The sequence below is a fragment of the Pseudomonas sp. JV414 genome (assembly GCF_032424305.1).
GTDB classification, from domain to species: Bacteria; Pseudomonadota; Gammaproteobacteria; order Pseudomonadales; family Pseudomonadaceae; genus Aquipseudomonas; species Aquipseudomonas lini.
Map to the genome: position 1 here is coordinate 212,173 of NZ_VYKC01000007.1, position 13,637 is coordinate 225,809.

At 58.1% G+C, this 13,637-nt stretch carries 11 protein-coding genes; 1 reads left to right on the top strand and 10 read right to left on the bottom strand.

All coding sequences use genetic code 11. The features are described from left to right. Positions 1-4: 4 nt before the first annotated feature. Positions 5-1,915: an ATP-dependent zinc metalloprotease FtsH gene (gene ftsH, locus F6R97_RS10660; protein WP_030128083.1), complete on the bottom strand. Its 1,911-nt coding sequence runs from the start codon at positions 1,913-1,915 to the stop codon at positions 5-7. Between the two features lie 202 nt (positions 1,916-2,117). After that, complete coding sequence (rlmE, locus tag F6R97_RS10665) at positions 2,118-2,747, bottom strand: 23S rRNA (uridine(2552)-2'-O)-methyltransferase RlmE (RefSeq protein ID WP_007900501.1); 630 nt, start codon at positions 2,745-2,747, stop codon at positions 2,118-2,120. Positions 2,748-2,848: 101 nt separating this feature from the next. On the opposite strand from rlmE, the gene F6R97_RS10670 reads away from it, so the two are divergent. Then, positions 2,849-3,157 carry a YhbY family RNA-binding protein gene (locus F6R97_RS10670; RefSeq protein WP_007900503.1) on the top strand — a complete coding sequence of 103 codons (309 nt, stop codon included), beginning with the start codon at positions 2,849-2,851 and terminating at the stop codon, positions 3,155-3,157. A 9-nt stretch (positions 3,158-3,166) separates the two neighbouring features. On the opposite strand, the gene F6R97_RS10675 is transcribed toward F6R97_RS10670, so the two are convergent. The 8 genes from F6R97_RS10675 to grpE all read right to left on the bottom strand — a co-directional run bounded on the left by F6R97_RS10675 (position 3,167) and on the right by grpE (position 13,631). Then, positions 3,167-3,571 (bottom strand): MFS transporter, encoded by a 405-nt coding sequence (locus F6R97_RS10675; protein ID WP_315866502.1) that lies wholly within the window; start codon positions 3,569-3,571, stop codon positions 3,167-3,169. A 28-nt stretch (positions 3,572-3,599) separates the two neighbouring features. Beyond that, positions 3,600-4,076, bottom strand: coding sequence for a transcription elongation factor GreA (greA, locus tag F6R97_RS10680; protein ID WP_010463507.1), 477 nt, complete (start codon positions 4,074-4,076; stop codon positions 3,600-3,602). Beyond that, positions 4,073-7,294 (bottom strand): carbamoyl-phosphate synthase large subunit, encoded by a 3,222-nt coding sequence (gene carB, locus F6R97_RS10685; protein ID WP_038978902.1) that lies wholly within the window; start codon positions 7,292-7,294, stop codon positions 4,073-4,075. Before carB ends, greA begins: the two co-directional genes overlap by 4 nt. A 117-nt stretch (positions 7,295-7,411) precedes the next feature. Beyond that, positions 7,412-8,548, bottom strand: coding sequence for a glutamine-hydrolyzing carbamoyl-phosphate synthase small subunit (gene carA / locus F6R97_RS10690; protein WP_038978901.1), 1,137 nt, complete (start codon positions 8,546-8,548; stop codon positions 7,412-7,414). Between the two features lie 259 nt (positions 8,549-8,807). Further along, positions 8,808-9,614: a 4-hydroxy-tetrahydrodipicolinate reductase gene (gene dapB / locus F6R97_RS10695; RefSeq protein WP_048396633.1), complete on the bottom strand. Its 807-nt coding sequence runs from the start codon at positions 9,612-9,614 to the stop codon at positions 8,808-8,810. Between the two features lie 9 nt (positions 9,615-9,623). Further along, positions 9,624-10,748 carry a molecular chaperone DnaJ gene (gene dnaJ / locus F6R97_RS10700; protein WP_007900528.1) on the bottom strand — a complete coding sequence of 375 codons (1,125 nt, stop codon included), beginning with the start codon at positions 10,746-10,748 and terminating at the stop codon, positions 9,624-9,626. Positions 10,749-11,045: 297 nt separating this feature from the next. Continuing rightward, complete coding sequence (gene dnaK / locus F6R97_RS10705; protein ID WP_038978899.1) at positions 11,046-12,962, bottom strand: molecular chaperone DnaK; 1,917 nt, start codon at positions 12,960-12,962, stop codon at positions 11,046-11,048. Between the two features lie 102 nt (positions 12,963-13,064). Then, positions 13,065-13,631: a nucleotide exchange factor GrpE gene (gene grpE, locus F6R97_RS10710; RefSeq protein WP_038978898.1), complete on the bottom strand. Its 567-nt coding sequence runs from the start codon at positions 13,629-13,631 to the stop codon at positions 13,065-13,067. Between the last annotated feature and the right edge of the window lie 6 nt (positions 13,632-13,637).

Below are 13,637 nucleotides of genomic sequence, written 5' to 3' on the forward strand. Positions count from 1 at the left end.
AACCTTATACATCAGCAGCCGGGCCACCGATTGGCGTTTCCGGACGCCCATCCTGCACCGCCGGAGGCGTACCGGAAGTATCGCTGCCGCCAGACCAGTCGCGAGGCTCGCGAGGCGCACGACCCGCCATGATGTCATCGATCTGATCAGCATCAATCGTCTCGTACTTCATCAAGGCATCTGCCATGGCGTCGAGCTTGTCGCGGTTATCCGTGAGGATCTGCTTGGCCGTGCCGTAGCACTGATCAATGATGCTGCGCACTTCGGAATCGATCAGTTTGGCTGTCTCGCCGGAGAAGCTGGCATGTTGACCACCGCCGCCACGACCGAGGAACACTTCGCCCTCTTCTTCGGCGTACATCAACGGACCGAGCTTTTCCGACAAGCCCCACTTGGTCACCATATTCCGTGCGATCTGGCTGGCACGCATGATGTCGTTGGATGCACCAGTGGTGACACCGTCGAAACCCAGGGTCATTTCTTCAGCGATACGACCGCCGTACAGCGAGCAGATCTGACTGATCAGCGCACGCTTGGACAGGCTGTAGCGATCTTCTTCCGGCAGGAACATGGTCACACCGAGCGCGCGACCGCGCGGGATGATCGACACTTTGTAGACCGGATCATGCTCAGGAACGACACGACCGACGATAGCGTGGCCAGCTTCGTGATAAGCAGTGTTCTGCTTCTCTTTCTCGGACATGACCATGGATTTGCGCTCGGCACCCATCATGATCTTGTCTTTGGCCAGTTCGAACTCTTTCATCTCGACGATGCGCTTGCCGGCACGGGCTGCGAACAACGACGCCTCGTTCACCAGGTTGGCCAGGTCGGCACCGGAGAAACCAGGAGTACCACGTGCGATCACGGCCGGAGCGACGTCGTCACCCATTGGCACTTTGCGCATGTGGACTTTGAGAATCTGCTCGCGACCACGGATATCCGGCAGACCGACCACGACCTGACGGTCGAAACGGCCCGGACGCAGCAATGCAGGGTCCAGCACGTCGGGACGGTTGGTTGCTGCAATGACGATGATGCCGTCATTCATTTCGAAGCCGTCCATCTCCACCAGCAACTGGTTGAGTGTCTGTTCGCGCTCGTCGTGACCGCCGCCCATGCCGGCACCACGGTGGCGACCGACGGCGTCGATTTCATCGATGAAGATGATGCATGGCGCGTGCTTCTTCGCCTGCTCGAACATGTCACGAACACGACTGGCACCGACACCGACGAACATTTCGACGAAATCGGAACCGGAAATGGTGAAGAACGGCACTTTGGCTTCGCCGGCAATCGCCTTGGCGATCAACGTTTTACCCGTACCAGGAGGACCGACCATCAGCACGCCACGAGGAATGCGACCGCCCAGACGCTGGAACTTGCCCGGATCACGCAGGAATTCGACCAGCTCGCCAACTTCTTCCTTGGCTTCGTCGCAACCGGCAACGTCAGCCAAAGTGGTTTTCACCTGATCTTCGGAGAGCAGGCGCGCCTTGCTCTTGCCGAAGCTCATCGGCCCGCCCTTGCCACCGGCACCGCCCTGCATCTGCCGCATGAAGAACATGAAGACGGCGATGATCACCAGGATCGGGAAGCTTGCGACCAGGAGTTGAGTCCAGATGCTTTGCTGCTCAGGCTGTTTGCCTTCAACTACCACATGGTTATCCACGAGATCGCCGATCAGGCCATTGTCCTGGATTGCCGGACGAATGGTCTTGAAGCTGTCGCCATCGTTGCGCTTGCCGGTAATCACGTAGCCATCAACCGCTACGCGCTCGACCTTGCCATCCTTGACCTGCTGGATGAAGTCGGAATAGTTGAGGGTCTGCGGCTCGTTAGGGCTGGAGAAGTTGTTCATCACCGTCACCAGGACAGCCGCGATGATCAACCACAGGATCAGATTCTTTGCCATATCGTTCAATTAACTACCCTCTGAAGCAAGCTCCGCTAATGGCGCGTGCTTCGCATGATATTCACCGGCCTAACTTACTACATTACCTACGGCTCTGGCAGGCGCCGTCTGTAACCCTTTGTGAAACACTTTCTACACAATATTCGCTAATGCTCACGGGACGAAATACGAAAAACCTATCGACCCGCAAAAAAACCTCGATTTACTCACTACGGCCGCGGTAGCCCCAAGCCAGCATGTATTGCTCGCGGGAACTGCCACGGGAAGAGTCCGGCTTGATCATCTGGACCTTGTCGAACTTCTGACGAGCGTCCTTCACGTAAGCATCAAACCCTTCGCCCTGAAACACCTTGATCACGAAATTACCACCCGGCTTGAGTATCCGAGCCGCCAGATCAAGAGCCAGCTCACATAGAAACATGGCTTTTGGCATGTCCACCTCAGGCGTACCACTCATATTGGGGGCCATATCGGAAATCACAAGGTCCACCTGCGAATTACCCACGGCTTCAAGGATCTGAGCGAGCACTTCGTCCTGGGTGAAGTCACCCTGGATGAAAGTCACGTCCGGAATGCTGTCCATTTCCAGGATATCCGAGGCGATCAGACGCCCCTGACCACCGATCAGCCGACTAGTGACCTGCGACCAGCCGCCGGGCGCCGCACCCAGGTCGACAACGCTCATACCCGGACGGATCAGCTTGTATTTCTCCTGGACCTCCAGAAGCTTGTAACTCGCACGCGAGCGGTAACCATCCTTCTGCGCCTGCTTCACATATGGATCATTGACATGTCTTTTCAGCCAACCAAGGCTTGTCTTGGAACGCGCCATTGGGCACCTCGATGATAAGGGTCGTGATTAATTGGGCGGATCCACGAACCCTCGGGTAAAATGGCCGCCATTTTACAGAATCCAGACTAAAGGGTCAGATTATGCCGCTCACTCAAGAGCAGAAGAAACAGTACAAATCCATTGGCCACCATCTGAAACCAGTTTTGATTGTGGCTGACAACGGTTTGACTGAAGGTGTGTTAGCCGAACTTGAACGCGCTTTGGCGGATCACGAGCTGATCAAAATCAAGCTCAACATCCTCGATCGCGAATCGCGCCTGGCAGCCATTGCAGAACTCTGCAAGGCCGGCAAAGCCGATCTGGTTCAGGTCATCGGCAAGATGGCACTGATTTACCGCAAGAACTTCAGCGTCAACAAGCAGCTGTCGAACGTCCATCGCTTCAAGTGATGACAAGGGTCAAGGGTGTGCTTCGCGCACCCTCACACTCCATCCCGGCACCGGTTGCATCACCAGCACCAGCCCGGAAAATCCCAGAACAAGATAGCTGAAAAGCTGCCAATGCGCCGCGTGCGGCCAGCCGACGTGGACCGCGAAATACATCGCACCCCCATACAGCGCCATCATCAGCAGTTGCCCACGAATATCGCGCCATAGACTGGCAAGGCCCTTGGCCTGAACCAGCACCAAAGCCTGAAAACCCACACACGCCGTGGCAAATCCCACCATCAGCGTACTCAGCATGCCTGCGATTTCGTCGATCAGCAGCGGTGCCAGGCCTATTCGACCCAGCACCGGCAGCAGACCGATGTGCAACAGCCACAAGCCGCCAACCCACAACATTTGGGTCAGCTGCCAAAGCATGGCGCCCGCACGTAGCGGGCGCCTTCTTTCAGATGTGGCGAACTTCGACAATCTCATACTCGATAACGCCACCGGGCGTTTTCACGGCGACCACGTCACCCTCTTCCTTGGCAATCAAGGCGCGGGCCAGTGGCGAACCCACCGAAATCTTGCCGAGTTTGAAGTCAGCCTCATCCTCACCCACGATGTGGTAAGTGACGCTTTCATCAGTCTCGACGTTGGCGATTTCAACGGTGGTGCCGAAAATCACTTTGCCGGTATGAGGAATGGTCGTGACATCGATGATGACCTGATTCTGAATCCGGCCTTCGATGTCACGAATCCGCGCCTCGACCATACCCTGCTGCTCACGAGCAGCGTGGTATTCGGCGTTTTCCTTCAAGTCACCCAACTCGCGAGCCGTACCGATGTCCTGGCTGAGCTTCGGACGGACGACCTTGGTCAGATGAGCGTGTTCTTCTTCCAGGGCTTTCGCGCCCTGGACGGTCATTGGGTATTTGATCATGCCTTCAATCCTGCGTGTAGATCCTGCAAGCGGCGCACGGTCTTCTCGGGACCGAACTTCAGCGCTTCGCAGATAGCTTCGCCAGCAGCAATGGTAGTGGTGCAGTAGATCTTGTGCTGCAAGGCATTACGACGAATGGAGTAGGAATCGGCGATCGACTGGCGACCTTCGGTGGTGTTGATGATCAGGGTGACTTCGTCATTCTTGATCATGTCGACCACGTGCGGACGACCCTCGGTCACCTTGTTCACACGACGCACTTTCAGGCCTGCGGCTTCGATCAGCTTGGCAGTACCGGCAGTGGCGACCACTTCGAAGCCCAAGTTGATCAGATCACGGGCCACGCCTGCAACCAGTGGCTTGTCATCGTCACGCACGCTGATGAACGCGGTGCCGCCAGTCGGCAGCACTTCGCTGGCACCCATCTGGGCTTTGGCAAAGGCTTCGCCGAAGGTGTCGCCCACGCCCATCACTTCACCGGTGGACTTCATCTCTGGGCCCAGGATCGGGTCCACGCCAGGGAATTTGGCGAATGGGAACACCGCCTCTTTCACGCTGTAGAAGTTCGGAATGATTTCTTTGGTGAAGCCGATTTCCTTCAGGGTTTTACCGGCCATCACGCGAGCCGCGATCATTGCCAGGGAAACACCGATGCACTTGGACACGAACGGAACGGTACGGGAAGCGCGCGGGTTGACTTCGATGACGTAGATGTCTTCGCCTTGCAGCGCCAACTGAACGTTCATCAGGCCGACAACGCCCAGTTCCAGGGCCATTTTCTTGACCTGTTCGCGCATCTCGTCCTGGATGTGAGCAGGCAGCGAGTACGGCGGCAGGGAGCACGCGGAGTCACCGGAGTGAACGCCGGCCTGCTCGATGTGCTGCATGATCGCGCCGATCACCACGTCAGTGCCGTCGCAGACTGCATCCACATCCATTTCGATGGCGCAGTTGAGGAAGTGATCGAGCAGCACCGGGCTGTCGTTGGACACTTTCACCGCATCACGCAGGTAGCGCTTGAGTTCTTCTTCTTCGTAGACGATTTCCATCGCGCGGCCGCCCAGTACGTAGGACGGACGAACCACCAGCGGGTAACCGATCTTGGCCGCGGCACGAATTGCTTCGTCTTCGCTGCGCACGGTGGCGTTTGGCGGCTGACGCAGGTTCAGACGCTCAACCATTTGCTGGAAGCGCTCACGGTCTTCGGCACGGTCGATGGCGTCAGGGCTGGTGCCGATGATTGGCACGCCGGCTTCTTCCAGGGCACGCGCCAGTTTCAGCGGGGTTTGGCCGCCGTACTGGACGATCACGCCTTTCGGCTTCTCGACGCGGACGATTTCCAGTACGTCTTCCAGGGTGACTGGTTCGAAGTACAGGCGATCAGAGGTGTCGTAGTCGGTGGAAACGGTTTCCGGGTTGCAGTTGACCATGATGGTCTCGTAACCATCTTCGCGCAGGGCCAGTGCCGCGTGTACGCAGCAATAGTCGAACTCGATGCCCTGGCCGATACGGTTTGGACCGCCGCCGAGGATCATGATCTTGTCGCGGCCCGACGGCGCGGCTTCACATTCTTCCTCGTAGGTCGAGTAGAGGTAAGCGGTGTCGGTGGCGAACTCGGCCGCGCAGGTGTCAACGCGCTTGTAGACCGGGAAGATTTCCAGCTTGTGACGGTGGCGACGCAGAGCCTTCTCGGTCACGCCCAGCAGCTTGGCCAGACGCATGTCGGAGAAGCCTTTGCGCTTGAGGCGGAACATCAAGTCGTGGTCGATGCTGGCCAGACCCAGGGTCTTGACCTTCTCTTCTTCCTTGATCAGATCTTCGATCTGCACCAGGAACCACGGGTCGATCATGTTCATGCCGAAAATATCTTCGACCGACAGCCCGGCGCGGAACGCGTCAGCGACGTACCAGATACGCTCGGCGCCCGGCACGGTCAGTTCGCGCTTGAGGATGCTCATGCTTTCCGGGTTGCTCAGATCGAGCTTCTCGTCCAGGCCGCAAACGCCCACTTCCAGACCGCGCAGGGCTTTCTGCAGGGACTCCTGGAAGGTCCGGCCGATGGCCATGACTTCACCGACCGACTTCATTTGCGTGGTCAGACGCGCGTCGGCTTTCGGGAATTTCTCGAAGGCGAAGCGTGGCAGCTTGGTCACGACGTAGTCGATGGACGGCTCGAAGGATGCAGGAGTAGCGCCACCGGTGATTTCGTTCTGCAGCTCGTCCAGGGTGTAGCCGATCGCCAGTTTGGCAGCGATACGCGCAATCGGGAAACCAGTGGCTTTCGAGGCCAGTGCCGAAGAGCGGGATACACGCGGGTTCATCTCGATCACGACCATGCGGCCGGTGTCCGGGCAGATACCGAACTGAACGTTGGAGCCGCCGGTTTCCACGCCGATCTCACGCAGTACCGCCAACGAGGCGTTACGCATGATCTGGTATTCCTTGTCCGTCAGGGTTTGTGCCGGAGCAACGGTGATCGAGTCACCGGTGTGCACGCCCATCGGGTCAAAGTTTTCGATCGAGCAGACGATGATGCAGTTGTCCTTCTTATCGCGGACAACCTCCATCTCGTACTCTTTCCAGCCGATCAGCGATTCGTCGATCAGCAGCTCTTTGGTCGGCGACAGGTCCAGACCGCGGGCGCAGATTTCTTCGAACTCTTCACGGTTGTAAGCGATACCGCCACCGGTGCCACCCATGGTGAAGGACGGACGAATGATGCACGGGAAGCCCAGGCGTTCAAGAACTGCGTTGGCTTCTTCCATGCTGTGGGCGATACCCGAACGCGGGCAGTCCAGACCGATGGATTTCATCGCCTTGTCGAAGCGCGAACGGTCTTCGGCCTTGTCGATGGTGTCCGCGTTGGCGCCGATCATCTCTACGCCGAACTTCTCCAGAACGCCTTCGCGCTCCAGGTCCAGTGCACAGTTCAGAGCGGTCTGGCCACCCATGGTTGGCAGCAGCGCGTCCGGACGCTCTTTCTCGATGATCTTGGCAACGGTCTGCCACTTGATCGGCTCGATGTACGTGGCGTCGGCCATGTCCGGGTCGGTCATGATGGTCGCCGGGTTGGAGTTCACCAGGATGACGCGGTAACCCTCCTCGCGCAGGGCTTTGCAGGCCTGGGCGCCGGAGTAGTCGAATTCGCAGGCCTGGCCGATCACGATCGGGCCAGCGCCGAGAATCAGGATGCTTTTAATGTCTGTACGTTTTGGCATGGGTTGTCACTCAAATCCGCAGGTCAGTCGGCAAGCCGTCTTGTTCAATCTCTGAAGCCTTGAGGGGGCCACCGGTTTCGGGACCGCCCTCAGGCTTCGCTACATCAGGGCGAGCGATTAGCGTCGCTTGGCCATTTCGTTGATGAAGCGATCAAACAGTGGCGCTACGTCGTTCGGGCCAGGGCTGGCTTCAGGGTGACCCTGGAAGCTGAAGGCGCTCTTGTCGGTACGCTCGATGCCTTGCAGGGTGCCGTCGAACAGCGATTTGTGGATCGCCCGAACGTTGCCTGGCAGGGTCGCTTCGTCTACCGCAAAACCGTGGTTCTGGCTGGTGATCATCACCACACCGCTGTCCAGATCCTGGACCGGGTGGTTGGCACCGTGGTGGCCGTGACCCATTTTCAGGGTCTTGGCACCGGAGGCCAGGGCCAGCAATTGGTGACCAAGGCAGATGCCGAACACCGGAATCTCGGTTTCCAGCACGTCCTTGATTGCCTGGATCGCGTAGTCGCATGGCTCAGGGTCGCCCGGGCCATTGGACAGGAACACGCCATCAGGTTTCAGTGCCAGAGCTTCGGCGGCCGGAGTCTGTGCAGGCACCACGGTCACGCGGCAACCGCGCTCGACCAGCATGCGCAGGATGTTCAGCTTGACGCCGTAGTCGTAAGCCACCACGTGGTATGGCAGCTCGGAGGCTTCCAGAGTCGCGTGGCTGTCGGTTTTCAGATCCCAGACAGTCGAGCGCCACTCGTACTTCTCTTTGGTGCTGACGACTTTTGCCAGGTCCATGCCTTTAAGGCCAGGGAAACCCTGAGCGGCGGCGATGGCGGCTTCTTCGGAAATGTTGTCACCGGCCATGATGCAGCCGTTCTGTGCGCCTTTCTCACGCAGGAGGCGTGTCAGGCGGCGAGTGTCGATACCGGCGATTGCCACCACATTGTTGGCTTTCAAGTAATCGGACAGTGACATCGTGTTGCGCCAGTTGCTCGCAACCAGTGGCAGGTCACGGATGACCAGGCCAGCGGACCAGACGCGATCGGACTCGGCGTCTTCCGGCGTGGTGCCGGTATTGCCGATGTGCGGGTAAGTCAGGGTAACGATCTGTTGGGCGTAGGAAGGATCGGTAAGGATTTCCTGATAGCCGGTCATTGCGGTGTTGAACACCACCTCACCAACGGTTTGACCGTCGGCTCCAATGGCTTCGCCGCGAAAAATGCTGCCATCAGCAAGGGCGAGTATGGCTGGCTTAGTCAAGAAGACCTCCCGTAAATAAAGCCTGAAAGGGCGATCGCAGGTTGTAAAAAAGCGGAGTGACGTATGGACACGTCACCCCGCTTCTTCACCGAATTATTCTGCGCGCTTTTAGTGGACACACTAAAGCTGTAGCTTACAGAAAAAGGCATTTTTGGTCTACCGCCAATGAGCCCTAAAGGCCGGAGAATGCGACAGGACGTCGCTTGGCGGAGTAAAACCGGGTCCAAACGCTGAGTTTGAACCCGATTTCGGGCACATCTTACCGCAGGTCGAGCACGTCTTGCATGTCGTAAAGGCCTGGCTCACGACCGTCCAGCCACAAAGCTGCACGTACCGCGCCCTTGGCGAAGGTCATGCGACTGGATGCCTTGTGAGTGATTTCCAGTCGCTCGCCTTCACAGGCGAACAGCACCGTATGATCACCGACCACATCCCCACCGCGAACAGTCGCGAAGCCGATCGTTTCACGCTCGCGCACTCCGGTGTGACCTTCACGGCCATAAACCGCAACCTTCTGCAGATCACGATCCAGCGCATTGGCGATCACTTCGCCCATGCGCAGAGCCGTGCCTGAAGGCGCATCGATCTTGTGCCGATGATGGGCTTCGATGATTTCGATATCCGCGTCATCACCCAGCACACGAGCTGCCATATCGAGCAGCTTCAGCGACAGGTTTACCCCGACACTGAAATTGGCCGCGAACACAATCGCAATATCTTCGCTCGCCTCGACCAGCAACTGCTTCTGCGCGGCGTCCAACCCCGTCGTGCCGATCACCATGGCCTTGCCCGCCTTACGGCAGAACGCCAGGTTTTTCAGCATGACTTCCGGGAGCGTGAAGTCGATCAACACATCGAACTCATCAGCCACCGCATCCAGCTTACCGGACAGCGGCACACCGATTCGCCCCAGCGATGCCAGCTCACCGGCATCCACGCCAATCAGCGTGCTGCCAGGGCGCACAATGGCTGCCGTCAGGCCGGTCAGCGGCGCGCGTTGCTGCACTGCCTCGACCAGAATCTTGCCCATGCGCCCGGCAGCGCCCATCACAGCTATACGTCGCATGCCGACTCCTTACAAATCGCCGAAGAAGCGCTTCACGCCTTCGAACCAACCGGTGGTTTTCGGCGAATGACTGTTGTCACCCGCCAGGGAGCTGCGCAACTCCTCCAGCAATTCGCGCTGACGACGGCCCAGGTTGACCGGGGTTTCGACTGCCACACGGCACATCAGGTCACCAGCACCGCCACCACGAACCGGCGCGACGCCTTTACCGCGAACACGGAACTGCTTACCGGTCTGAGTCCCCTCAGGGATCTTCAGCTTGACCCGACCATCAAGGGTCGGAATCTCAAGCTCGCCGCCCAGCGCTGCGTCGACGAAGCTGATTGGCACTTCGCAGAACAGGTGCTTGCCGTCACGCTGGAAGATCGCGTGCTCGCGCACATTGATCACCACGTACAGGTCGCCCGTCGGACCACCCTGCGCACCCGCCTCGCCTTCGCCAGACAGACGAATACGGTCACCGGTATCAACACCGGCCGGCACTTTCACCGACAGGGTCTTGTACTCTTCGACGCGACCTTCGCCGTGGCAGGAATCGCACGGATCGGAAATGATCTTGCCCTGGCCATGGCAGCGCGGGCAGGTCTGCTGCACCGAGAAGAAGCCCTGCTGCATGCGGACCTGACCGATACCGCCGCACGTCGGGCAAGTGATCGGCGAGGAGCCTTTCTTGGCACCCGAGCCATCGCACGGCTTGCAGTTGACCAGTGTCGGAACGCGGATATTCACGGTCGTGCCGCGCACCGCTTCTTCCAGGTTCAGCTCCAGGGTGTAACGCAGGTCGCTGCCGCGCTGAGCGCCGCCACGAGCACCGCCGCGACCGCCACCGAAGAAGTCACTGAAGACATCGCCAAAGATGTCGGAGAAGTTCTGACCGCCAAACCCGGCACCGCCGCCACCCATGCTCGGGTCGACACCGGCATGACCGTATTGGTCATAGGCCGCGCGCTTGCTGGAATCGGACAGCACTTCGTAGGCCTCGTTGGCCTCCTTGAACATATCTTCCGACGCTTTGTCATCGGGATTACGGTCCGGGTGGTGCTTCATCGCCAGGCGACGGTAGGCCTTTTTCAGGTCCGCTTCGCTTGAACCACGCTCAACACCCAATACTTCGTAATAGTCACGCTTTGCCATAAGTCTTTGCACTCTTAAGGACGTTCGGCAAACCTCTCCTGAGCCTCGCCAAACTCGTTGAGCCCCAATACAGGCCCGGACCCAACTCACGTCAATTCAACGATCCTGGTCTTTGATTCGATGCGGTACTTTCGACTCGAAAAGCAGGAGCATTTCCGGTCATACCGCCAACATCCGAGCGTTGTCGCATGCTGTAAAAATTCGCTTACTCCAGACACGCCAACGCGGGAGCAAGCTCCCGCGCGGCGACATCCTACCAGTCACCGCCTGAAGGCAGTCAACCGGGCGACCAACAACTTACTTGTGGTCTTTGACTTCTTCGAACTCGGCATCGACAACGTCGTCAGCCTTTTCAGCCGATTCGTCTTTCGGCGCCGCGCCTTCAGCTGGCTGAGCCTGGTCGGCGTACATTTTCTGAGCCACTGGCGCGGAAACCTTGGACAGCTCTTCAACCTTGGCTTCGATAGCGGCCTTGTCATCGCCTTTGATGGCGGTTTCCAGGGCAACTACAGCTGCTTCGATTGCAGTCTTCTCTTCAGCGCTCACTTTGTCGCCAGCATCAGCGACCATTTTGCGCGTCGAGTGAACCAGGGCATCGCCTTGGTTACGGGCGCTGGCCAGCTCTTCGAACTTGCGGTCTTCTTCAGCATTCACTTCAGCATCGCGAACCATCTGCTGAATTTCTTCCTCGGACAGACCGGAGTTGGCCTTGATCACGATCGACTGAGTCTTGCCGGTAGCCTTGTCTTTCGCGCCGACATGCAGGATGCCGTTGGCGTCGATGTCGAAGGTCACTTCGATTTGTGGCACGCCACGTGGCGCTGGTGGAATCTCGGCCAGGTCGAACTTGCCCAGGGACTTGTTCTGTGCGGCTTGCTTACGCTCACCTTGCAGCACGTGAATGGTCACTGCGCCCTGGTTGTCGTCGGCAGTCGAGAACACTTGCGATTTCTTGGTAGGAATCGTGGTGTTTTTCTCGATCAGCGCGGTCATTACGCCGCCCATGGTTTCGATACCCAGGGTCAGCGGGCTGACGTCGAGCAGCAGAACGTCTTTCACGTCACCAGCCAATACCGCGCCCTGGATAGCAGCACCCATGGCAACAGCTTCGTCAGGGTTGACGTCTTTACGAGCTTCTTTACCGAAGAAATCGGTCACCAGCTTCTGAACCAGTGGCATACGGGTCTGACCACCGACCAGGATCACGTCGTTGATCGCGCCAATTTCGATACCGGCGTCTTTCATCGCAATGCGGCAAGGTTCGATGGTGCGCTGAACCAGGTCTTCAACCAGCGCTTCGAGCTTGGCGCGGGAGATTTTCACGTTCAAGTGCTTAGGACCGGTAGCGTCTGCAGTGATGTACGGCAGGTTCACGTCGGTCGACTGGCTCGAGGACAGTTCGATCTTGGCTTTCTCAGCGGCTTCTTTCAGGCGCTGCATGGCCAGCGGGTCACCCTTGAGGTTCATGCCGCTTTCTTTCTTGAACTCGTCAACGAGGTAGTCGATCAGACGAATGTCAAAGTCTTCACCGCCCAGGAAAGTGTCACCGTTGGTGGCCAACACTTCGAACTGGTGCTCGCCATCGACTTCAGCGATTTCGATCACGGAAACGTCGAAAGTACCGCCGCCCAAGTCGTAAACGATCACGGTGTGATCGCCTTTCGCCTTGTCCATACCGTAGGCCAGTGCGGCTGCGGTTGGTTCGTTGATGATACGTTTAACGTCCAGACCCGCGATGCGGCCGGCGTCTTTGGTGGCTTGACGCTGGCTGTCGTTGAAGTAGGCCGGAACGGTGATCACCGCTTCGGTCACTGGCTCGCCGAGGTAGTCTTCGGCGGTCTTCTTCATTTTCTTCAGAATTTCAGCCGAAATTTGTGGCGGCGCCATTTTCTGGCCGTTCACTTCAACCCAGGCGTCGTTGTTGTCAGCCTTGACGATCTTGTAAGGGACCATCTGGATGTCTTTCTGTACGACTTCTTCGTCAAAACGACGACCAATCAGACGCTTCACCGCGTACAGGGTGTTATGCGGATTGGTCACTGCCTGACGCTTGGCCGACTGGCCAACCAGAATTTCGCCATCATTGGCATAAGCGACGATCGACGGCGTGGTACGCGCGCCTTCAGCGTTTTCAATAACTTTGGCTTTGCCGTTTTCCAGCACGGAGACGCAGGAGTTGGTAGTCCCCAGGTCGATACCGATAATTTTGCCCATGTTCACTCTCCCGAAACTTTGGATTTGGATGCCGCAGTAGTGGTGGCTGACTGCGGTAGCACTTAAACGCTTGACTTCTAAATGGGGGCCTTGCGGCTAATTTCAAGCCTGCTCGTCAATCGAAGGCGAAACCGGTGCAGGTGCCTTGCTGACCACGACCATGGCCGGGCGCAGCAGGCGACCGTGAAGCTGGTAGCCCTTCTGAAACACCTTGAGCACGCTGTTTGGCTCGACGTCGGCGCTTTCCTGCATGGCCATTGCCTGGTGATGCGAGGCGTTGAAGGGTTCGCCTTCAGGATCGATCGCTTCCAGGTGATAGCGCTTCAGGGTGTCCTGGAACATTTTCAGGGTCAGCTCGATCCCTTCGCGCATCGGACGAATGTTTTCGTCGTCAGGGCTGGATAGCTCCAGACCGCGCTCCAGGCTGTCGATGATCGGCAGCAGATCGCCAGCGAACTTTTCCAGGGCGAATTTGTGAGCCTTTTCAACGTCCTGCTCGGCACGGCGGCGGACGTTCTGCAGATCGGCGGCTACACGCAAAGCCTGATCCTGCGCACCAGCCAATTGCTCTTCGAGCACTTGTACACGAGCCGCCAGGTCTTCACCCGAAGCCTCGGGGCCCTGGTTGGCGTCTAGATTTTGCGTATCCACTGTCTGTTCGTCAGCCATAGATTT

Bases quoted from the DNA above. Each gene is read 5' to 3' on its own strand.
- grpE (WP_038978898.1), bottom strand. From the start codon at position 13,631: ATGGCTGACGAACAGACAGTGGATACGCAAAATCTAGACGCCAACCAG.
- F6R97_RS10675 (WP_315866502.1), bottom strand. From the start codon at position 3,571: ATGCTTTGGCAGCTGACCCAAATGTTGTGGGTTGGCGGCTTGTGGCTG.
- carB (WP_038978902.1), bottom strand. From the start codon at position 7,294: ATGCCAAAACGTACAGACATTAAAAGCATCCTGATTCTCGGCGCTGGC.
- dapB (WP_048396633.1), bottom strand. From the start codon at position 9,614: ATGCGACGTATAGCTGTGATGGGCGCTGCCGGGCGCATGGGCAAGATT.
- greA (WP_010463507.1), bottom strand. From the start codon at position 4,076: ATGATCAAATACCCAATGACCGTCCAGGGCGCGAAAGCCCTGGAAGAA.
- ftsH (WP_030128083.1), bottom strand. From the start codon at position 1,915: ATGGCAAAGAATCTGATCCTGTGGTTGATCATCGCGGCTGTCCTGGTG.
- F6R97_RS10670 (WP_007900503.1), top strand. From the start codon at position 2,849: ATGCCGCTCACTCAAGAGCAGAAGAAACAGTACAAATCCATTGGCCAC.
- dnaK (WP_038978899.1), bottom strand. From the start codon at position 12,962: ATGGGCAAAATTATCGGTATCGACCTGGGGACTACCAACTCCTGCGTC.
- rlmE (WP_007900501.1), bottom strand. From the start codon at position 2,747: ATGGCGCGTTCCAAGACAAGCCTTGGTTGGCTGAAAAGACATGTCAAT.
- dnaJ (WP_007900528.1), bottom strand. From the start codon at position 10,748: ATGGCAAAGCGTGACTATTACGAAGTATTGGGTGTTGAGCGTGGTTCA.